The 20,202-nt window shown below is 74.0% G+C and carries 17 protein-coding genes; 6 read left to right on the top strand and 11 right to left on the bottom strand.

Annotation, left to right across the window (positions count from 1 at the left end):
- Positions 1 to 252 precede the first annotated feature (252 nt).
- Positions 253 to 1,596 (bottom strand): dicarboxylate/amino acid:cation symporter, encoded by a 1,344-nt coding sequence (locus ACZ6NC_RS25925; protein WP_465736162.1) that lies wholly within the window; start codon positions 1,594 to 1,596, stop codon positions 253 to 255.
- A 435-nt stretch (positions 1,597 to 2,031) separates the two neighbouring features.
- Here ACZ6NC_RS25925 and ACZ6NC_RS25930 point away from each other — a divergent pair, with 435 nt between their 5' ends.
- Entirely contained in the window at positions 2,032 to 3,246 is a 1,215-nt protein-coding gene (locus tag ACZ6NC_RS25930; protein ID WP_465736163.1) for an MFS transporter, read from the top strand.
- Between the two features lie 333 nt (positions 3,247 to 3,579).
- On the opposite strand, the gene ACZ6NC_RS25935 is transcribed toward ACZ6NC_RS25930, so the two are convergent.
- The 4 genes from ACZ6NC_RS25935 to ACZ6NC_RS25950 all read right to left on the bottom strand — a co-directional run bounded on the left by ACZ6NC_RS25935 (position 3,580) and on the right by ACZ6NC_RS25950 (position 7,183).
- Complete coding sequence (locus tag ACZ6NC_RS25935; RefSeq protein WP_465736164.1) at positions 3,580 to 4,671, bottom strand: LacI family DNA-binding transcriptional regulator; 1,092 nt, start codon at positions 4,669 to 4,671, stop codon at positions 3,580 to 3,582.
- A gap of 116 nt (positions 4,672 to 4,787) precedes the next feature.
- Positions 4,788 to 5,129, bottom strand: a complete 342-nt coding sequence (locus tag ACZ6NC_RS25940) for a DUF4229 domain-containing protein (protein WP_465736165.1) — start codon at positions 5,127 to 5,129, stop codon at positions 4,788 to 4,790.
- Between the two features lie 118 nt (positions 5,130 to 5,247).
- Complete coding sequence (locus ACZ6NC_RS25945) at positions 5,248 to 5,775, bottom strand: GNAT family N-acetyltransferase (RefSeq protein WP_465736166.1); 528 nt, start codon at positions 5,773 to 5,775, stop codon at positions 5,248 to 5,250.
- 22 nt (positions 5,776 to 5,797) lie between these two features.
- Complete coding sequence (locus ACZ6NC_RS25950; RefSeq protein ID WP_465736167.1) at positions 5,798 to 7,183, bottom strand: MFS transporter; 1,386 nt, start codon at positions 7,181 to 7,183, stop codon at positions 5,798 to 5,800.
- Between the two features lie 154 nt (positions 7,184 to 7,337).
- On the opposite strand from ACZ6NC_RS25950, the gene ACZ6NC_RS25955 reads away from it, so the two are divergent.
- Positions 7,338 to 8,315, top strand: a complete 978-nt coding sequence (locus tag ACZ6NC_RS25955; protein WP_465736168.1) for a GlxA family transcriptional regulator — start codon at positions 7,338 to 7,340, stop codon at positions 8,313 to 8,315.
- Positions 8,316 to 8,733: 418 nt separating this feature from the next.
- Here the strand turns inward: ACZ6NC_RS25955 and ACZ6NC_RS25960 are convergent, their stop codons facing one another.
- A complete protein-coding gene (locus ACZ6NC_RS25960) occupies positions 8,734 to 9,279 on the bottom strand; it encodes an ATP-binding protein (RefSeq protein WP_465736169.1) in 546 nt (181 codons plus the stop codon).
- A 547-nt stretch (positions 9,280 to 9,826) separates the two neighbouring features.
- Here ACZ6NC_RS25960 and ACZ6NC_RS25965 point away from each other — a divergent pair.
- Entirely contained in the window at positions 9,827 to 10,633 is an 807-nt protein-coding gene (locus ACZ6NC_RS25965; RefSeq protein ID WP_465736256.1) for a sigma-70 family RNA polymerase sigma factor, read from the top strand.
- A complete protein-coding gene (locus ACZ6NC_RS25970) occupies positions 10,630 to 11,811 on the top strand; it encodes a zf-HC2 domain-containing protein (protein ID WP_465736170.1) in 1,182 nt (393 codons plus the stop codon). The genes ACZ6NC_RS25965 and ACZ6NC_RS25970 overlap by 4 nt, the downstream gene beginning before the upstream one ends.
- A gap of 41 nt (positions 11,812 to 11,852) precedes the next feature.
- Here ACZ6NC_RS25970 and purU read toward each other — a convergent pair whose 3' ends face one another.
- Together purU and ACZ6NC_RS25980 are read right to left on the bottom strand one after the other, a co-directional pair.
- Positions 11,853 to 12,719, bottom strand: a complete 867-nt coding sequence (gene purU / locus ACZ6NC_RS25975; protein WP_396324439.1) for a formyltetrahydrofolate deformylase — start codon at positions 12,717 to 12,719, stop codon at positions 11,853 to 11,855.
- A 200-nt stretch (positions 12,720 to 12,919) separates the two neighbouring features.
- Complete coding sequence (locus ACZ6NC_RS25980; protein WP_465736171.1) at positions 12,920 to 13,363, bottom strand: SCO4402 family protein; 444 nt, start codon at positions 13,361 to 13,363, stop codon at positions 12,920 to 12,922.
- A gap of 245 nt (positions 13,364 to 13,608) precedes the next feature.
- Here ACZ6NC_RS25980 and ACZ6NC_RS25985 point away from each other — a divergent pair, with 245 nt between their 5' ends.
- Complete coding sequence (locus ACZ6NC_RS25985; RefSeq protein WP_465736172.1) at positions 13,609 to 14,910, top strand: ABC transporter substrate-binding protein; 1,302 nt, start codon at positions 13,609 to 13,611, stop codon at positions 14,908 to 14,910.
- 110 nt (positions 14,911 to 15,020) lie between these two features.
- On the opposite strand, the gene ACZ6NC_RS25990 is transcribed toward ACZ6NC_RS25985, so the two are convergent.
- Positions 15,021 to 16,181 (bottom strand): hypothetical protein, encoded by a 1,161-nt coding sequence (locus ACZ6NC_RS25990; protein WP_465736173.1) that lies wholly within the window; start codon positions 16,179 to 16,181, stop codon positions 15,021 to 15,023.
- A 185-nt stretch (positions 16,182 to 16,366) separates the two neighbouring features.
- A complete protein-coding gene (locus ACZ6NC_RS25995) occupies positions 16,367 to 17,743 on the bottom strand; it encodes a tetratricopeptide repeat protein (RefSeq protein WP_148643299.1) in 1,377 nt (458 codons plus the stop codon).
- A 324-nt stretch (positions 17,744 to 18,067) separates the two neighbouring features.
- On the opposite strand from ACZ6NC_RS25995, the gene ACZ6NC_RS26000 reads away from it, so the two are divergent.
- The gene (locus ACZ6NC_RS26000; RefSeq protein ID WP_465736257.1) at positions 18,068 to 18,766 is read left to right on the top strand and encodes a bifunctional DNA primase/polymerase; all 699 of its coding nucleotides are present in this window, start codon (positions 18,068 to 18,070) and stop codon (positions 18,764 to 18,766) included.
- Positions 18,767 to 19,289: 523 nt separating this feature from the next.
- Here ACZ6NC_RS26000 and ACZ6NC_RS26005 read toward each other — a convergent pair.
- Positions 19,290 to 19,982 (bottom strand): metal-dependent transcriptional regulator, encoded by a 693-nt coding sequence (locus ACZ6NC_RS26005; RefSeq protein WP_396324435.1) that lies wholly within the window; start codon positions 19,980 to 19,982, stop codon positions 19,290 to 19,292.
- Positions 19,983 to 20,202 lie beyond the last annotated feature (220 nt).

Genomic DNA, 20,202 nt, shown 5'->3' on the forward strand with positions numbered 1-20,202 from the left:
GGGCCTCCACGGGCGGCCGGGCTGCTGCTGGACCCGCGCCGGTCGGGCGGAGGCGGTCAGCGGCAGGGCGGCGGAGGTCATCGTCATGGGAAGACTCTGCGGGCGGCGCAGCCGCCCCGGCAACCCGTTTTCGCTCTCCTCGCCCTCGACTTCGCGTCCGACTTCATGACGCGCCGAACCGGCCCCACACGCGCCGAAGCCCGCCCCCGCGCCGGTCGTCCGGTGCGGGGGCGGGCTTCGGGTGTACGGGCGTCAGGCGGCGACGGCCTCCTTGCCGGCGGCCTGCGCCGGGACGGTGACCGGCGGGCCGTCGAGCAGGTCGCCCGTCGGGTTGTCGTAGGCGACCAGGTCGAGGGTCTTCTCGCGGGCCGCGACCAGGACCGGCACGACCGCCTGGCCGGCGACGTTGGTCGCGGTGCGCATCATGTCGAGGATCGGGTCGATGGCGAGCAACAGGCCGACGCCCTCCAGGGGCAGGCCCAGGGTCGACAGGGTCAGCGTCAGCATCACGATCGCGCCGGTCAGACCGGCGGTGGCGGCCGAGCCGATGACCGAGACGAAGGCGATCAGCAGGTAGTCCTTGATGCCGAGGTCGATGCCGTAGACCTGGGCGACGAAGATCGCGGCCAGCGAGGGGTAGATCGCGGCGCAGCCGTCCATCTTGGTGGTGGCGCCGAACGGGACGGCGAAGGAGGCGTACTCGCTCGGGACGCCCAGGCGCTCGGTGACGCGGCGGGTGACCGGCAGGGTGCCGACCGAGGAGCGGGAGACGAAGGCCAGCTGGATGGCGGGCCAGGCGCCCTTGTAGAAGTTCAGCGGGTTGAGGCCGCCGGCGAACTTCAGCAGCAGCGAGTAGACGACGAACAGCACCAGCGCGCAGCCGATGTAGACGTCGGCGGTCAGGGTGGCGAAGGGCTTCAGCAGGTCCCAGCCGTACTTGGCGACGGACTTGCCGATCAGGCCGAGGGTGCCGAGCGGGGAGAGCCGGATGACCCACCAGAGGGCGGTCTGGACCAGCTCCAGCACGGACTCGCTGAGCTTGAGGACCGGCTCGGCCTTGCTGCCGAGCTTGATGATCGCCGCGCCGACCACGACTGCCAGGAAGACGATCTGCAGGACGTTCACCTTGGCGAACGCGTCGACGATGTTGGTCGGGAAGATCCCGGTCAGGAAGTCGATCCAGGTGCCCTTGGAGTCGAGTGCCTTGAGGCCGTCGGTCTTGAGGTCGGTGCCCTGGCCGGGGTTGGTCAGCAGGCCCAGGCCCAGGCCGATCGCGACGGCGATCAGCGAGGTGATCAGGAACCAGAGCAGCGTGCGGACGGCCAGGCGGGCCGCGTTGGTGACGTTGCGCAGGTTGGCGACGGAGACCACGATCGCGGTGAAGACCAGCGGCGGGACGGCCAGCTTGAGCAGCTGGACGAAGATCTTGCCGATCGTCTCCAGGGTGGTGGCCAGCCAGGAGATGTCGGCCGCGCGGGCCAGGTAGCCGAGACCGACGCCGAACACGAGGCCGGCGACGATCTGGACCCAGAACGGGGTCCTGCGGATTCGGGCGAGCACGGACGGCGACGAGGTCGCCTCGGGCGCTGTGGACATGGGGGTGCGGCTCCGGGGGAGGGCGTTGCTGACGATGGGGTGAGGCGCGGGAAGGCGGCACGGCGCGAGGGTCGAACGGTGAGGGATCGACCCCCGGTCAGGGGCGTGCCGCCCGCATACAGCTCATGGCGCGACAGCGGCGCGGGCTGTCCACAGCACCCGGCAGGCAGCACCGGCGGGCGGCACCGGGCATCGAGCCCAGGCCGTGCATCCGAGGTGCTCCTGAGGTGGTCATGGCCGGTACGTTAGCAGCAAAGGTTTGAGATGTTCAAAGTACTTGTTTGAGATGCGGCAGTGCTCCGATCAAATCCGGACACGAACGAGGCTGACGTCCCATCAGCCCTTCCGATCACTCCGATTGACCACGCGCCGGTTATACGTATAACTTAGATGGCAGCCCCCCGCCCCTCCCTGCCCGGAACCGGAGAACCGTCCATGGGCTATCTCGCCCTGCTCCGAGCCCCGCACGTCAGCCGCCTCCTGTTCGGCACCCTGCTCGGCCGCCTCCCCGCCGGCATGACCGCCCTGGTGATCGCGCTGGCCCTGCGCGAGGCCGACGCGCCGTACAGCCGGATCGGGCTGGCCACCGCCGCCTACGCGATCTCGGCCGCCGTCGGCGGGCCGGTGCTGGGGCGGATCGTGGACCGCACCGGACAGCCGCGGGTACTGCTCGCCTCCGCCGTGGTCGCCGGCGGCGGCTACGCGCTGCTCGCGCTCGCGCCCGGCTCCGCCGTGGCCGCACCGGTCGGCGCCGCGATCGCCGGCCTGGCCATGCCGCCGCTCGAACCCTGCCTGCGCTCGCTCTGGCCGGACGTCGTCGAGGAGAAGCAGCTCGACACCGCGTACGCCTTCGACTCCGCCTCGCAGCAGATCCTCTACGTCGCCGGACCGCTCGCGGTGGCCGGCATCGCGGGCGCGTTCAGTCCGGTCGCGGCGCTCTGGGTGGCCGCCGGCCTGGGCCTGGCCGGGGCGCTGATCGTGGCCACGGCCGGACCGGCCCGGGCCTGGCAGGCGCCGCCCCGCGCGCACTCGGCCGGCCTGCTCGGACCGCTCCGCTCCCCCGGCCTGGTCCTGCTGCTGGTCGGCCTGGCCGGCGCCGGCTGGACGGTCGGCGCGCAGAACGTGCTCTTCATCGCCTACGCCGAGGCCCACGACAGCGGGCTGCCCGGCGGCGCGGGGACGCTGCTGGCCCTGGCCGCGCTCGGCGGCCTGCTCGGCGCGCTCGCCTACGGCGCGGTGCAGTGGCGCAGCTCCACCGCCACCCGGACCTGGGTGATGGCGCTCGGGATGGCCGCCAGCTACCTGCCGCTCGTACTGCTCCCCGGGCCGTACGCGATGGCCGGGCTGGCCTTCCTCTCCGGGATCGGGCTGGCGCCGCTGCTGGCGGCCGCGTTCGTGCTGGTCGCCGAGCTGGCGCCGACCGGCACCGTGACCGAGGCGTTCGCCTGGCTGGTGACGCTGTTCGCGACCGGTAACTCGCTCGGCTACGCCGTCTCCGGCAGCCTCGCGGAGGGCTCGCTGCGCTCGGTGGCGCTCTGCTCGGTGGGCGGGATCGCGCTGGGAGGGCTGCTGCTGTTCGGCGCCCGCCGCTGGTTCCGGCCCGCGCCGGCCGCCGCCACCCCGGTGGCGGAGCCGGTCCTGGTGGGCTGAACCCGACGCGGAGAGGTGGGCTGAAACCCGCCGCCCTGGCGGGCCGAGCCCGCCACCAAGACGTGACTGCGCTCGTCGGACCGGGTGGTCTGGCCGACGGGCGCAGTCACTTGTGCATTCACCGGGATTCATGGGCCCCCGGCCCGGCCCGGTCAGCCGTGGCGGCCGCGGCCTCCCCAGGCGATCAGGGCCCGTCGGGGCGGGCTCACCGTAGGCGAAGGACTCGCGGGGGCGACACCGTGGGCGACGGAGACGGCGACGGAGACGCCGGCTCGGGGACAGGCGGGCGGAGACCGCGGGTCCGGGCGGGCAGCGGGGTGACCGCCCCGGGGGTCAGTGGGCGGCGGCGGCCGCGGTCGAGGAGCGCAGCACCAGCGAGGTGGCCAGCGGCGGGACCGGGGTGACCGGCTCGCCGCGGAGCAGGTCCGCGAGGGCCGCGACACCGGCCCGGCCCAGCTCCTCGCCGGGCAGGTCGACGGTGGTGAGCGGCGGGGTGAGCAGGCCGGCCACCGGGATGTTGTCGATGCCGACCACCGAGAGGTCCGCGGGGACACGCAGCCCGAGTTCGGCGGCGGCCTGGTAGACCCCGGAGGCCACCACGTCGTCGTCGCAGATCACCGCGTGCGGGCGGTCCGGGCGCTCCAGCAGCCGGCGGGCGACGCTGCGGGCGGCGGGCTGGCCCTCGTTGAGACTGACGCCCAGCTCGACCACGTCCAGACCGAGCGCCCCGGCCGCCTCCTCGAACGCGGCCTGACGGACCCGGAACGTGTACGCGGAGTGGGTGGAGCGCAGCCGGCCGAGGCGGCGGTGGCCGAGCCCGGCCAGGTGCTCGACCGCGGCCCGCATCCCGCCGGCCACGTCCAGCTCGACGGTCGGGCGGGCCCGGTCGGTGCCGGGGTCGGCGTCCAGGAAGACGGCGGGGGTGTCGGCGGGCAGCTCGCCGAGCTGGCTGTCGTCCGGGGAGCAGATCAGCAGGCCGTCGAAGCGGCTGGTGGTGGCGGCGTCGGCCAGGGTGGCGCTCCCCCAGCCGGAGCTGACCACGACGGCCAGGCCGTGCTTGCCGGCCTCCTCGTGGACGCCCTCCAGCACCCGGCCGAAGAACGGGCCGAGGATGTTCGGGACGGCCAGCAGGATCATGCCGCTGCGGCCGAGGCGCAGCTGCCGACCGGCCGCCTGCGGGCGGTAGCCGAGGCTGCGGGCGGCCTCCCGGACGCGCTCGCGGGTGGAGTCGGAGACCCGGCGGCCTGCCTCGGAGCCGGAGAAGACCAGCGAGACGGTGGCCTGGGAGACCCCGGCGAGGCGGGCGACGTCCCGTCCGGTGGGCTTGCGGACCGGCGCCGGCCAGGTGCCGAGCACGCCCTCGCCGGACCCACCACCGGGCGGACTGCCGGGGCCACTGCCGGACGCGGCCGTCCCTCCGGGCACGCCGGAAGCACGGGAAGTCGGACCGGCCGACTTCTCGTGCGCGGGGTCGTCGTGCGCGGGGTCGTCGTCCTGTGGCGCTGGACCGGGGGCGGGGGCGGGCACGGCGCTGGTGCGGGTCAGCTCTGAACGGCCGCCGCGCGGGCGGCGTCGTCGGCGGCGTCCTCCTCGGCGTTCTGCGCCGCGATCCGCTCGGCCGTCCGGTTGCGGAGACCGGTGACCTTGTCGGAGATCTGGGCCGACATCTCGTCGCGCTGCTTGCTCAGCAGGACGTAGCTGAGCGGCGCCGAGACCAGTGCGGCCAGCAGGAAGAGGAAGATGACACCGAGCTCGCCCTTGACCGGGATCACCCCGAAGTGACCGAGCAGCAGGGAGAGCAGCAGGCAGCCGAGGAAGATGCTGACCCGCAGGGAGGTGTAACGGAGCGTGGCGTGCGACTTGTTGCTCACATTGCTGCTCACCGGGAACACTTCCTTCTCTGCGCGGGGCTCGGCCGGTCTCCCAGTGAAGCATGCCTGACGGGCTGCGCGGGGCACGGGTCACCCGTCCCCCGCGTCCGGGCGGCCGGCGGGCCCGCTGTCAGCGGAGGTCGAGCCACATGGTGACGTCGTCGCGGTCGTCCCCGGGGGCGACCCGTATCGCCGCCGGGACCCGGCCGGCCTCGGTCCAGCCGCAGCGCCCGTAGAAGGTCTCCAGGCCGAGACCGCCGCGCAGGGTCAGCCGCAGGCTGTCCAGGCCCCAGGCCCGGGCCACCCGTTCGGCCTCGGCCATCAGCCCGGCGCCGTAGCCGCGCCCCTGGAAGTCCGGGTGGACCATGACCCGCTTGAGCATCCGCCAGTGGTCCATCGGCCCGAACCGCATGGACTCGAAGAACAGCAGCCCGGCGAGCCGGCCGGTCTCCACCTCGTGGGCGACCAGCAGCCGGTCCGGCTCGCCCGGCCCGACACCGGCGAACTGCACGTCGGCGGTCTTCCAGACCTCGTCCTCCGTCACCGGCGCGACGAAGCCGACCGCGCCGCCGGCATTGGTGACGTCCGTCCAGAGCCGGACGGCGGCGGCGCGCAGGTCGGGGTCGAGAACGGGGTCGAGAGTGAAGGCGAGCGTCATGATCGCGGAGCCTACCCGGCCCTTACGGCAGCGCCCGGACCGGCCGGGCCGCCCCGCTCCCCCGCAGCGCCAGGCAGAGCACGACGGCGACCGCGCAGAGCCCGCCGGCCGCGTACCAGGCGAGGTCGTAGGTGCCGAGCGCGTCCCTGGCCAGGCCCGCCAGGCCGGCCACCACGGCCGCGCCGATCTGGTGGCCGGCCAGCACCCAGCCGAAGACGATCGACGCGTCCTCGCCGAAGTGCCGGCGGCAGAGCGCGACGGTCGGCGGCACGGTGGCCACCCAGTCCAGGCCGTAGAAGATCACGAAGGCGAGGATCGGCGGCTCCAGCGTGCCGGCGAACAGTTGCGGCAACAGGACCAACGAGAGCCCGCGCAGCGCGTAGTAGGCGACCAGCAGGGTCCGGGAGTCGAAGCGGTCGGTGGCCCAGCCGCTGGCGATCGTGCCGACCACGTCGAAGACGCCGACCAGCGCGAGCAGGCCGGCCGCTGTGGTGACGGGCAGGCCGTGGTCGTGGGCGGCGGGGATGAAGTGGGTGCCGACCAGGCCGGCGGTGGTCGCGCCGCAGATCGCGAAGGAACCGGCCAGCAGCCAGAACGCCCGGCTGCGGCAGGCCCGGCGGAGCACCCGCAGCGAGCGGGCCAGCGCCCGCCCGTCCGCCGCCGGCGCGGGCGGCGCCTCGGTGGCCCCGTACGGGAGCAGGCCGAGGTCGGCCGGGCGTTCGCGCATCAGCAGCAGCACCGGGACGGCGACCGCGCTGGCCGCCAGCGAGACGACCACCACCGCCGAACGCCAGCCGTGCTCCTCGACCAGCCAGGCGCCGAGCGGCAGGAAGACCAGGTTGCCGGCCGCGCCGGCGGCGGTGAGCACGCCGGTGACCAGCCCCTGCCGGGCCCGGAACCAGCGGCCGGTGATCGTGGTGGCGAAGGCGCCGGCCATCGAACCGCTGCCGAGGCCGACCAGCACGCCCCAGCAGAGCACCAGTTGCCAGGGCTCGCGCATCAGCATGGTGAGGCCCGCGCCGACCGAAATGGTGAGCAGCGCGCAGACCACCACCAGCCGGACGCCGAACCGGTCCATCAGGGCGGCGGCGAAGGGGGCGGTCAGGCCGTAGAGGGTGAGGTTGACCGAGGTGGCGCTGGAGATCGTCCCCGTCGACCAGCCGAACTCGTTGTGCAGCGCGTCCATCATCAGGCTGGGCGTGGAGCGGAACCCGGCCGAGCCGAGCAGGACCAGCAGCGAGACGGCGGCCACCACCCAGGCGTAGTGCGGCCGGGGCTTGCGGGCGCCGGGAGCGGCAGGGGAGGCAGGGGAGGTGGGGGAGGCAGGGGAGGCAGGGGAGGCGGGGGCGCCGGGAGAGGCGACGGAGGCCGGGGCGGATGCGAGCGTGGGGACGTCCGGTTCGTTCACCCGGCCGAGTCTCCCGAACAGCCCGCACGCCCACGACTGGCCTGACTGCCAGCTTTCGCAAGGATCGGGCCAGCGGCCCGGCGTACGCTGAGGCACTGAATGCTGAGGCACTGAATGCTGAGGCACCGAATCGGACACGGGAAGGGAGACCGAGGTGGCGCACAAGGTCGCGGTACTGGCCCTCGACGGGGTGATCGCCTTCGAACTGGGCATCCCCGCAAGGATCTTCGAGTCGGCCAAGGACGCCGAGGGCGTCCCGTTCTACCAGGTGGCCACCTGCACCGTGGACGGCCGGCCCGTCGCCACCAGCACCGACTTCCGGGTCGCCGTCGACCACGGGCCCGAACTGCTGGAGTGGGCCGACACCGTGGTGATCCCGGCCTCCAGCGATCCGGGCCCCAAGCAGGTGGACGCCGAGCTCAGCCCCGCACTGACCGCCGCACTGGCCCGGATCCGGCCCGGCACCCGGCTGGTCTCGATCTGCACCGCCTCGTTCGTCCTGGCCGCCGCCGGCCTGCTCGACGGCCGCCCGGCCACCACCCACTGGAGCTACACCGGCCGGTTCGCCGCACTCTTCCCGAAGGTCCGGCTCGACCCGGACGTGCTCTTCACGGACGACGGCGACGTGCTCACCTCAGGCGGGGTGGCGGCCGGCGTCGACCTCTGCCTGCACATCGTGCGCCGCGACCACGGCAGCGCGGTGGCCAACGCGGTGGCCCGCACCTGCCTGGTGCCGCCGTGGCGCGAGGGCGGCCAGAAGCAGTACGTGGCACTCCCCCGCCCGGCCGTCGAGACCGGTCCCGGCACCGCCGCCGTCCGGGCCTGGGTGCTGGAGCACCTGGACGAGCCGTTGCCGCTGCGCCTGCTCGCCGGCCGGGCGGGCATGAGCGTACGGACCTTCACCCGGCGGTTCCGCGAGGAGACCGGCGCCAGCCCGGGCCAGTGGCTGACGGTCCAGCGCACCGAACGGGCCCGGCAGTTGCTGGAGCGCACCGACATGACGATCGACCAGGTGGCCCGGGAGTCCGGCTTCGGGACGGCCGCCTCGCTGCGGCTCCAACTGCGCGGCCGGCTGGACGTCGCGCCGAGCGCCTACCGGCGCACCTTCCGCACGGTCGAGCCGGCCGGCTGACGGCCTGCGGGCCTACGGGCGCCGCGGCCTGAAAAGTGGTCCGGCCGGTGGCCGAAAGACGCCCCCGGGAGTGGACGGATTGGATGGCGGCAGGCCGCACGCACCCCGAGCACGGCACGGCAGGCCGCCATCCAACCGCAACGCACGGGCCCTGAACCCGCGCAACCGCCCTCCGCACTCGCCAAGGAGCCACCGCGCGATCGGCAGACCACGGCCCCCCTGCTGACACGATCCCCCTGGACAGCAGCACCGCAGCGGCGTTCGGGTGTTCCCTCGGCGTCCCCTCGCGACGGAGAGCTGCTCCCAAGAGTGATCAGTCGGATACGTCACGTCAATGGGTTGTCCGAAATTCGGAATGGTTGCGTCAGGTTTCGGCCCGATGATCGCCGTGTGATCGCCCGGCGTCCCACCGGGGTCGTCACTGCGCCAGCGCGGCCCAGTCCACGGTGGTCAGCGGGTCCACCGGCCGGGCGTCGGCGCCGATCTCGCACCAGACCCGCTTGCCCGAACCATCCGGATACCAACCCCAGCGGTCGCAGAGCAGTTCGACCAGCTCCAGGCCTCGCCCGTTGGTGGCGTCGGTGTCCGGGCCCGCGTGCCGGGGGGCGGGGGCGGCCTGGCTGGCATCCGCGACCTCGACCCGGACCGGGCCGACGGTCGCCGACTCGCGCACACCGCCGCCGCCCGCCCCGCCGCCGGCACCGCCGCCCGCCTCGGCGCCCGGGGCCGGGCCGCAGCCCGCGGTGGTGTCGTCCATCGGGAAGCAGAGCCGCAGCACGGCCGGACAGCCGGTGTGCACCACGGCGTTGGTCACCAGCTCGGAGACGACCAGCACCACCGTCTCGGCGATCGGGGCATCCGGATCCACGCCGTGGTTGAGCAGCCGGGAGCGCACCCAGCGGCGGGCCCGGCCGACCTCGGAGGGGTCCGCCCGCACCGCCAGCTGTACCTGAAGAACCTGCACCGCTCCACCACCCGCACTCGCAGTTCGGCCGTCGTCTCGATCGGGCCGGGTCGTCCAGCCGGCCGGCCCCGGCACGCGCCGGGCCACCGCATGCCGGGCCGCACCGCACGTCAACCCGGTACGTCGCGCCCGCGCCACCTCGTCCGTCGCGCACTGGCTGCGACACGAATACGCCTCAGGATGAGTCGGCGGGCGGACCGCAGCAAGCGCTTCGGGCATATTCCAGCGATCGGGGGACGGGGCAGTGCATACTGTGCCGCTCACTCTCGCGAGCCTCGCACCGGCGCTCGTCCGACCGGCGGCCGACCGGCCGGACCCGCAGTGGCGAACCTACCGCCGGACACCCCCGCCACCGGGCCCGCCACTCGCGAACCACCCGTGCGACATATGTCCAACGGCCTTCGAACAGCGGGATCGGCGGCAGATCCCACGATGTGACGATCCGAAACTGCGGGGCTCCGTTCTCCCCGGAATCCACCCGCCCCCGGAAGACCGCAAGATACCGTTGGGTACGGCAGCGAACCCCATGGCAGGAGGGTGGTTGACGATGGCCACCCCCGGCAGCGCCCCGCGCTGGGACGAACAGCTCCAACGCCGGCTCACCCGGGGCGAGGAGACCGCCCTCGGCGAACTCTACGACCAGCTGGCGCCGATGGTGCACGGGCTGGCCGGGCGGATACTCGCCGACCAGGCGGCCGCCGCCCAGCTCACCCGCGAGATATTCGCCCATGTCTGGGAGCACCCCGAGGCCTTCGACCCGGCCCAGGGCTCACTCCGCTCCTGGATCGGCTCGCTGACCCACCGCCGCGCGGTGGACCGGCTCCGCCTCCGGCGCGCCGCCGAGGCCCCGCTCGCTGCCGAGGCCGCGCTCGCCGGCGAGGACGGTGAGCGCGGAGAGATCGGCAACGACGGCTCCGACAGAGGCAGTTACGGCGAGATGTCACCCGTCGAGGAGGAGATCCGGACGGTGGCCACCGCCGCCCGGATCCAGGTCGCGGTCGACTCCCTGCCGCAGAGCCTGCGTGAGACGATCACGATGTCGTACTACGGCGGCCGCACCTACCAGGAGACGGCCCGCCGCCTCGGCGTCAGCGAGCAGATCGCCAAGCAGCGGATGCGGCTCGGCCTGGAGCTGCTGGCCACCGAACTCGCCGAGGAGCGCGACCGCCAGCGGCGGGCCCGGCACGGCGACGACCGGCAGCACGGCAACCGGCAGCACGGCAACCGGCAGCGCGGCGACGGGCGGCACGGCGACGAGCAGTACGACGGCGGGCGGCACGACGAACAGCACCGCGAGGACCAGCGGGACGAACCGCACGACGACCGGCACCGGAACGAGGACGGGGGCACGTGACGACCACCGAGGAGCAGCACGAGGCCCTGCGCTCGCTGCTCGGCGCCTGGGCCCTGGGCGCCTGCCCGCACCGCGAGGCCGCCGAGCTGGAACGCCACCTGCGGGCCTGCCCGGACTGCGCCGAGGACGCCGCCAGGCTGCGCGAGGCCGCCGGCTGGCTCGCCGTCGACGAGCCGCTCGACCAGCCCGGCTCGCTGCGTCAGCAGGTGCTCGACTGGTGCCTGTCCCGGCGCCCCGCCGAACTCCCCGTCCCCGCCTGGGGCGCGCCCTACACCGCCGAGACCGCCAAGCTCGACGCGCTGCTGCGCGACCTCGGCCCGGAGGAGTGGCAGGAGGTGGCCGAACTCCCCTGGCACGGTGGCACCGAGTACCTGCGCCCGGCCGAGGTGCTCTGCCATCTCGCCGCCGTGGACGGCTATCTGGCCGTCGCCCTCGGCCTGCCCGACCCCGTCCCGAGCGGTGGCACGCCACCGGCCGGCCGCCGGGTACCGCCCCAGGAGGCGGCCCCGCCGGCACCCCGGGTGCCGCCGCAGGGCGGCCCGCCGTTCGCCGGGATCACCGAGCGCACCGCCAGGCTCACCGCCGAGCAGGCCGGCCTGCCGCCGCAGACGGTGCGCGCCCGGTGGCGCCGGCACTGCCAGGAGCTGGTCCGCACCGCCGCGTTGGCCCCGCAGGGCAACACGCCCGTCGACTACGGCTTCGCGACCGTCCCGCTGCGCGACGCCTTCGTCGACCGGGCCTTCGAGTGCTACGTCCACGGCGAGGACGTGGCCCGCGCGGTGGCGTACCCGTACGACCCGCCGGCGCCCCAGCACCTGCGGCAGATGGTCGATCTGGCCGTCCGGATGCTCCCGGCGGCGCTGGCCGGGCTGCGTGCCACGCGGCCCGAGCACGCCGGGGCGCCCGCGGGTGCGCCGGGCGGGGACGGCCGGACGGGCCAGCAGGTCCGGCTGGTGATCGACGGCCCGGCGGCCGGCGAGTGGCTGATACCCCTGGACGGCCCGGAGAGCGGCCCGCCCGGCGGGGAGCCGGTGGCCGCGATGGTGCTGGACGGGCTGGAGTTCTGCCAGCTGGCCGCCGCGCACCGCGACCCGGACCGGCTGCCGGTGGGCGCGCACGGCGACCGGGCCGCGATCCGCGAGGTGCTCCACGCGGCCCCGCTGCTCTCGCGGCCGTAGAACCGTGGAGCCCTCGGGCCGCGGGCCGCGGCCCCGGCGGGTTACGCGAAGACCACCGTGCGGGTGCCGTTGAGCAGCACCCGGTGCTCGCTGTGCCACTTCACCGCGCGGGCCAGCGCCTGGCACTCGACGTCCCGGCCGAGCGCGACGAGCTGGTCCGGGGTGATGTCGTGGGTCACCCGGGCCACCTCCTGCTCGATGATCGGGCCCTCGTCGAGGGCGGCGGTGACGTAGTGCGCGGTGGCGCCGATCAGCTTCACGCCGCGGGCGTGCGCCTGGTGGTACGGCTTGGCGCCCTTGAAGCTCGGCAGGAAGGAGTGGTGGATGTTGATCACCTTGCCGGAGAGCGCCGTGCAGAGCTCGTCCGAGAGCACCTGCATGTAGCGGGCCAGCACGACCAGCTCGACGTTCTCCTTGGCGACCAGGTCCAGCAGCTGCTGCTCCGCCTCGGCCTTGGTGTCCCGGGTCACCGGGATGTGATGGAACGGGATGCCGTAGCCCTCGGTGAGGTCGCGGAAGTCGGTGTGGTTGGAGACCACCGCGGCGATCTCCACCGGCAGCGCGCCGATCCGGTTGCGGAACAGCAGGTCGTTCAGGCAGTGCCCGAACTTGCTGACCATCAGGACGATTCGCATCCGCTCGTCGGTCGGGTGGATCTGCCAGTCCATCCCGAAGGAGGCCCCGATCGCGGCGAAGCTGGCCCGCAGCTTGTCCACCGTGACGGGCTCGGCGGCGGAGAAGTGCACCCGCATGAAGAACAGCCCGCTGTCGCCGTCACCGAACTGCTGGCTGTCGATGATGTTGCACCCGGTCATGAAGAGGTAGCTCGAGACCGCGTGGACGATGCCCTGCTTGTCGGGGCAGGACAGCGTGAGGACGTACTGGGCGCTGGCCGGCTGCTGTTCCACGGTGGGGGTTTCCCGTCCTGAGGTCGTGCTGTTGGTGAGTGCTCCAGCGTGTCACATCCTGGACAGCCACCGTCCCGCTGCCCGCACTGCGGGACGGCCCGGCCCACCCCGCGGCCCCGCGCCCCGGCCGGAGCCTGGCGGCACCGCCTCAGGACAGGACAGGGCAGGGCCGGAGCAGGCAGGGTCAGGGCCGGGCGGGGTCAGGACGAGGTCAGGATGCGCAGCACGTCCAGCGAGCGCGGCGGGGCGTCCGGGTCCTCGCCGTCGTTGACCGCCAGCTTGACGTGCGCCTCGCGGGCCGCCCGGACCGCCTCCGGCCAGCCGTGGTGGCCGAGGTACGCGGAGGCCGGGGCGTCCGCGCCGACCTCGTGCAGGATCCGGACCACCCGGAGCACCGCGACGTCCACCACGGTGGCCTCGGCCGAGTCGCGGAAGATCGTGCCGACGTACTTCTCGGCCGACCACCGGTCCAGCCAGGTGTCCTCCACCAGCCGGTAGACGGCGTCGGTCACGTCACCGAAGCCCTCGCGGCCGGCCAGCCAGGTCTCCTGCTGGAACCCGGGGTCGGAAAGCATGTGCAGCGCCGAGCGCAGTCGGGCACGCCAGCGCCACCAGGGCAGATCGTTGAGCGGCATGCCGCCCATCGTGCTGGAGCGGTGGCCCGGACGAGAAGGGTTTCGGGCAGACCGATGCGAAGAATCTGTGCTGGCGGACATGGTGGACGATCGTACGTTCCCCTACCGTTCGTGCTCTACTCCGGCTCTACACGCGTCCCTACCCGGAGTTCGGCCGCCGTTTGCCGCCCGTTCCCTTTTCGGCCCTCTCGGCGTGTGACGCCGGGGCTTGGCTGGTGCCGGTGCGCAGCACAGCGCCCCGGGAGGGAAGACCGATGACCAGCCGAAGGGGCTCGTTCCAGGCTCAGAACCCGATCGCGGTACGGCGTCGCCGCCGCCCGATCGCCGCAGCCGCCACCGCTGTGGCACTGCTCCCAACCCTCTTCTCGGCCTCCGCGTGCGGCGGACCGGCCGACGCCGCCACCGACGTCGGCGACCTGACCGTGATGACCTGGGCGCCGTCCGGCACCGGCTCCGCCGACCGGCCCGGCATGACCGCGCTGGCCGACGCCATCGGCCGGGACGCCAACACCAAGGGCGGCCTGAACGGCCACAAGCTCCGCGTGCTCACCTGCAACGAGCACAACACCGCCGACGGCGCCACGGCCTGTGCCCAGCAGGCGGTGGACGCCAAGGCGGTCGCCGTGATCGGCTCGTACAGCCAGTACGGCGACCGCTTCATGCCGATCCTGGAGCGGGCCGGCATCCCGCTGATCGGCGGGTACGGGCTCTCCCAGCCCGAGTTCAGCAGCCCGCTGTCGTACCCCGTGGCCGGCGGCCTGCCGGCGCTGATCGGCGGCAGCGGCCGGCAGCTGGTGGAGGCCGGCTGCAAGACCGTCTCGCTGGTCCGCCCGGACACCCCGGCCGGCGACAACCTGCTCGGCTACCTCGCCAACGCGCTCAAGCCGGCCGGGCTCAAGCTTCTGGACGTCAAGGCGCCGGAGCAGTCCCCCGACTACACGCCGGTGGCCCGCAAGGCGATCGGCAAGGACGAGCCGGGCAACTGCCTCACCTCCGCGCTGGGCGCCGAGCCGACCGGCAACCTGCTCGACTCGTACCGTCGGCTGGGCCCGAGGAACACCAAGATCGCTTCGGTGGTCGGCAGCGTCCAGCAGTCGGTGGTCGACTCCACCGGCGGCGACAGCGGCCCGCTGGCCGGCGCCTACGTGACCGGCTGGTACCCGCCGGAGTCGGCCAAGGCCTGGGACGCGCTGCGCGCGGTGGTCCGCAGCGACGCCGCCGGCGGCCGGGCCATCGACGTGTCCGATCCCGGGGTGCAGACCACCTGGGTCTCCTACGAGGTGTTCCGGCAGGTGGCCGACCGGCTGAACGCGGCCGGCCGGACGGTCACCTCCAAGACGGTGACCGCGCTGCTGGACAGCGGCGAGCAGATCGACGTCGGCCTGACCCCGCCGCTGAACTGGGGCACCACCAACATGCTGCCGAGCACCGAGTCGCCGCGGCTGGTGAACACCTGGGTGACGTACCAGGTGGTCAAGGGCGGGCGGATGACCCTGCAGCAACCGGGCTTCGTGGACGTGCGCTGGGTGCTCACCGGGAGCAGGCCGCCGGCGTGACCGGGGCCCGCCCGGGAGGGGCCTGACCGGAGGGGCGGTACCCCGGGCGACCGGGGGCGGCCCCTCCGCGGCTCCCGGGGCCGGTCTCCGGCCCCGGGGGTGACCCTCGGCTACAGATCCCCGTCGCTGCGGGTCGGCAGGCCGCTCTGGCCCGCGATGGTGTTCCAGAGGCCGGAGGCCTGCTTCTTCGCGTTGGTGGCCGTGCCGCTGGCCTGGACCGCGTTCTTGTAGTGCTGGTTGTCGGCCTTCTTGGCGTCGCAGGCGGTCTGCATGTCCGTGGCCCAGGCCGCGTACTCGTCGTCGGCGGTCGCCGAGGCCGTCCAGGCCGCGTTGAGCTGCTCGACCAGCTGCGGTCCGCCCGGCAGCTTGTCCGTCTTCAGCGCCGCCAGCTTGGTCTGCAGCTCCCGGCGCTTGCCCGCGGCGTCGGCCAAGGCCTGCTGGGACTCGGGCAGCTTGTCGCACTTCTGCACCGCGCCCACCGCGTTGACCACCGCCGTGCGGCTGTCGCTGGCGGTGCCGAGCAGGTCGGAGAGCGGCTGTGCCTGGGCCTTGACCTCGGGGTTGACGGTCGCCGCCGAGCTGGTCGGGGCCGGCGCGCCGGTGGAGGTGCCGCTGCCGGTGGCCACCGGGGCGGCCTGCTTCTCCTTGCCCGTGGACGTGTCGTCGCCGCCGCTCAGCAGGACGGCGACCAGGATGCCGGCCGCCGCGCAGCCGGCCACCACACCGCCGATGATCAGCTTGCCGGACGAACGCCCGCCACCGCCCCGGGCGGGGACCGGGCCGGTCGGGTAGTCCTGCCCGGTGTACTCGGGCTGGGCCTGGTACTCCTGCGGGGCGGGCTGGTAGGCCGGCTGCGCCTGCTGCGGGTAGGCCTGTCCCGGCGCGGGCTGCTGGTAGCCGGGCTGGGGCGGGTAACCGGCCGCCTGCGGGTCCGCGGTGGGGTAGGGCGGCAGGTACTGGGTCGCCGGGGCCGGGTCGGCCTGCGGCGCGCCGTAGCCGGGCTGCGGCGCGCCGCCCCACGGGGCGCCCTGGGCCGGGATGGCCTGGGTCGGCAGCGCGTGCGCGCCCTCGCCGAGGTACTCCGGCTGACCGGCCGGCGGCAGGTGTGGCTGTCCGAACGCGGGGGCGGCCTGCTGCCCGGCAGGCGGCTGCTGGCCCGGCGCACCCTGGCCCGGTGCACCGCCCTGGCCCTGCGGCTGGCCGGGCTCCGGCCTAAACAGGTCGTCCAGGTTGAAATCACCCGAGTTGGGGTACGAGCGGCGCTGACTCAACGCGATTCCTCACCTGTGCACGACCGCGCGCTGACGGCGGACCACATCTCGTCGGTTCTTGGGAGCATCACAGTTCCTTGGACGTCGCGCCCACGCTACCGGTTCGCCGAACCGGGTGACCACGTGGGCGGTCCATCCCTCACCGCCCCCTCACGTGCGCGCCGACGACGCGCCCTCCGTCCGGGTCAGGCAGCCTCCGCCTCGGCCCGCGCCTGGAACTCGCGGACCACCCGCTGCTCCCGGAACGGCTCCAGCCGCCGCCGGAACTCGTCCAGGTACTCCACGCCCCGGTTGGACCGCAGCCCGCTCAGCAGCCGCACCGCCTGGGCGCCGGTCTCGCAGGCCCGCTCCAGGTCGCGCTGCTGGAGCTGGGCCGTGGCCAGCAGGACGAGGTCGACCGCCCGGCGCCGCACCCTGGTCGGGGGGTGCAGGTCGAGTGCCCGGCGGGCGTAGTGCTCGGCCTGGCCGGCCTGCTCCAAGTCCCGGTGGCAGTGGGCCAGCTCGTCCGCCAGGTAGGCGTCGTCGAAGTGGACGATCCAGTCCGGGTCGTCCTCCGGGCGGCGCTTCTCCATCGCCTCCAGTGCCTTGGCGGCCACCGCCTCGCAGGAGCGGGCGTCGCCGAGCAGGGCGTGGCCGCGTGCCTCGGCCGCGTAGAACATCGCCATCGCCGTCGGGGTGGCCACCGAGCGGGCGCCCTCCTGCGCGGCGCGGGCGAGTTGGGCGATCTCCCGCGGGTTGCCCAGCGTCGCCGCCAGGTGACTCATCGAGGCTGCCAGCACGTACCCGCCGTAGCCGCGGTCGTCGGCCGCCTGGGCGAGCCGCAGCGCCTGGATGTAGTAGCGCTGGGCCAGGCCCGGCTGCCCGGTGTCCACCGCCATGTAGCCGGCCAGCTCGGTCAACCGGGCCACCGCCGCGAAGAGTTGCCGCCCGGTCTCCTCCCGGTAGGCGCCGCCCAGCAGGCCGGAGACCACGCTGTTGAGGTAGTGGACGACCACCGGGCGGACGTGCCCGCTGCCGAAACGGTGGTCGAGGTCGACCAGCATCGCTGTGGTCGCCCGGATCGCCGCGACGTCCGTCGGGCCGACCCGCGGGCCGCCGGTACGGGCTACCACCGGGTCGGGCGGGGTGATCAGCCAGTCCCGGCTGGGCTCGACGAGCGCGGAGGCCGCCACCGTCGCCCCGGTCAGGAAGTCCCGCCGGCCGACGTCGCTGCGCCACAGCTCGCAGACCTGCTCCAGCGCGGCGTTCAGCGTCGGCGCGAACTGCAGCCCGATCCCGGAGCTGAGGTTCTTGCCGTCGGCCATGCCGATCTCCTCGACCGACACGCTCCGCCCCAGCTTGCGGCCGAGCGCCTCGGCGATCACCGCCGGGGCCTGCCCGCGCGGTTGCTGGCCGCGGAGCCAGCGGGCGACGGACGTCTTGTCGTACCGCAGGTCCAGACCGTGCTCCGCGCCGCACAGGTTGACTCTCCGCGCCAGGCCGGCGTTGGAGCAGCTGGCCTCCTGAATGAGCTGCTGCAGACGCTCGTTGGGCTGTCGTGCGACAAGTGGTCTCGCGGCCATTGGGCTTCGCCTCCCCACACCCTCCGGTCCCGGCCGGCGGGCGACGATTCTGCTGATCTGTTGCCGACTGTCCGACCGTCCAAGGAATCTGACACCAGGTTAGCGATCAGCAACGCCACCGGGATACCCACGGTGACGATCCCCACCCCCCGCGCGCCCTGGGAAATGCCCCCGTGCGCCCCCACTGCGCCCACCCCGGTCCACCCCGGGCGCGCCAACTCGGTTGCCTCACCGGTTCGGGTGACATTGCCACCACGCGGAAGACCCGCCCCCGCCCGGCCGTAACCAGCCTCACACACGGTAGTTGTGCACCGCGTGGAAGACATCCCAGACTCCCCCGACCAGGGCGGCACCGCCGGACTGCCCCCGCTGCTCATCGAAGCCGTCAGCTACGCCGAGAGCCGGCACTGGGAGGTCGCGCCAGGCGCCTGGCTGATCGACGGTGACGGGCCGGCCCGCTGTTCCTGCGGCGACGCCCGCTGCCCGCTGCCCGGCGCGCACCCGATCGACTCGGACTGGGCCCGCAAGGCGAGCGCCGGCCCCGGCGCGGTGCGGCGCTGGTGGACCGAGCGCCCGGACGCCTCCATCCTGTTGCCCACCGGCCGCTCCTTCGACGTACTGGACGTGCCGGAGGTGGCCGGCTGCCTGGCGCTGGCCCGGATGGAGCGGATGGACCTCCAGCTCGGCCCGGTGGTCGCCGTCCCGGCCGCCCCCGGACGCTCCGGGCGGCGGCTGCACTTCCTGGTGCTGCCCGGCGTGGCCGCCAAGCTGCCGGAGATGCTGCGCAAGCTCGGCTGGCCGCCCGGCCGGCTGGACCTGGTGGCCCGCGGCGAGGGCGACTGGACGGTGGCCCCGCCGTCCCGGGTCGGCCCGACCGGCTTCGCCCAGTGGGCCCGCTCGCCCTCCGCGCTGAACCGCTGGCTGCCGGACGCCGCCGAGCTGATCAGCCCGCTCGCCTACGCCTGCGGGCGCGAGGCCCCGGCGGCCCACCCCCAGCCGGCCCAGCCGGCGGCGGTGCGCTGAGCCGCCCGGGCCCCCGCTGAGCCGTCCGGACTCGCCGCTGAGCCGGACGGCCTTCGGGACCGGCCCGGAGATTCACCGTCCCGTGAACGGCCGCCCTACGCCTATCGGGTGAGGGCGCGCAACGCGCGACACCCCGCGCGCGGCTGACGGGCCTTGCCTCCCACCGGAGGCGGGGCCCGTCACACGCATGTGCGGATAAGGCTTCGGTGTACCCGCTGGTCAACGGCGCAAGCCCCTCGTACGAGTGACAACGCTCAAGGATTGCCATGATCTGCCGAGGGGAGAAATTCCACCGTGAGGGGACGCCGGAAGGGGCGCTCGGACGGGGAAGCCGGGCGGGGCGGTCGGGAGGGAGCGGAGGGGACGGAGGGGACGGGAGGGAACGGAGGGGCCGTGACACCGGCCGGGTTCGGGGAGGCCGGTGTCACGGAAGCAAGGAGGGACAGGGTGGGAACGGGGAGGACGAGCAGGGCCCGGTGCACGGGGATGCACCGGGCCCTGCTCATTCTGCTCTCGGGGAAGGTCAGGCCTGCGCGACGAAGACGTGCGCGGCGATCTCCTTGCCCAGCTCGGCCGCGGTGTCACCGGTGCCGACCAGCACCCCGCCGACCCCGGCGGTGACCCGCACCGTCGAGCCCGGCCGGATCCCGGCCCGGCGCAGCGTGCGCATCAGCTCGCCGTCGGTCTGGATCGGCTCGCCGATCCGGCGGACCACGACGTCCGCCCCGGCGTCGCCCGGGCGGACCGTGTCCAGCGGGACGAGCGCGGCGTCGAAGCCCTCGCCCTCCGCCTTGGCGTCGCCCAGCTCGTCCAGGCCCGGGATCGGGTTCCCGTACGGGGACTGGGTCGGGTGGCCGAGCATGGCGAGCACCTTGCGCTCGACCGTCTCGCTCATCACGTGCTCCCAGCGGCAGGCCTCCTCGTGGACCTGCTCCCACTCCAGGCCGATCACGTCGACCAGCAGGCACTCGGCGATGCGGTGCTTGCGCATCACACGCACCGCGAGCCGACGGCCCTCCTCGGTGAGTTCGAGGTGACGGTCGCCCGCGACCCGGAGCAGCCCGTCGCGCTCCATCCGGCCGACCGTCTGGCTGACCGTGGGGCCGCTTTGCTCCAGACGCTCGGCGATCCGGGCGCGCATCGGGGTGATGCCCTCCTCCTCCAGCTCCAGGATGGTGCGAAGGTACATCTCAGTGGTGTCGATCAGCCCAGACATCGCCGCTGGCTCCGTTCTTCGGTGTCCTCACCGCCAATTCTGACGTACCGCACCGACAACCGGGCCCGCGCAGGGGCCCCGGGGGCGGCATTTCGTCGCTGTTGACAGCGGCACCGGTGAGGCAGCACGGTGCTCGCCGTAGCTTTCTCCATCGGCGGTCTGGACCACCCAGGCCTCCCCACCCGGCCGGCTCCCCCACCGGCAGAGAGCGAAGGCAACA

This window comes from Kitasatospora sp. NPDC041988, assembly GCF_055588525.1.

Coding starts and splice junctions, on each gene's coding strand:
- ACZ6NC_RS25925 (WP_465736162.1), bottom strand. CDS start 1,596: ATGTCCACAGCGCCCGAGGCGACCTCGTCGCCGTCCGTGCTCGCCCGA.
- ACZ6NC_RS25930 (WP_465736163.1), top strand. CDS start 2,032: ATGGGCTATCTCGCCCTGCTCCGAGCCCCGCACGTCAGCCGCCTCCTG.
- ACZ6NC_RS25945 (WP_465736166.1), bottom strand. CDS start 5,775: ATGACGCTCGCCTTCACTCTCGACCCCGTTCTCGACCCCGACCTGCGC.
- ACZ6NC_RS25965 (WP_465736256.1), top strand. CDS start 9,827: ATGGCCACCCCCGGCAGCGCCCCGCGCTGGGACGAACAGCTCCAACGC.
- ACZ6NC_RS25980 (WP_465736171.1), bottom strand. CDS start 13,363: ATGGGCGGCATGCCGCTCAACGATCTGCCCTGGTGGCGCTGGCGTGCC.
- ACZ6NC_RS25985 (WP_465736172.1), top strand. CDS start 13,609: ATGACCAGCCGAAGGGGCTCGTTCCAGGCTCAGAACCCGATCGCGGTA.
- ACZ6NC_RS25995 (WP_148643299.1), bottom strand. CDS start 17,743: ATGGCCGCGAGACCACTTGTCGCACGACAGCCCAACGAGCGTCTGCAG.
- ACZ6NC_RS26005 (WP_396324435.1), bottom strand. CDS start 19,982: ATGTCTGGGCTGATCGACACCACTGAGATGTACCTTCGCACCATCCTG.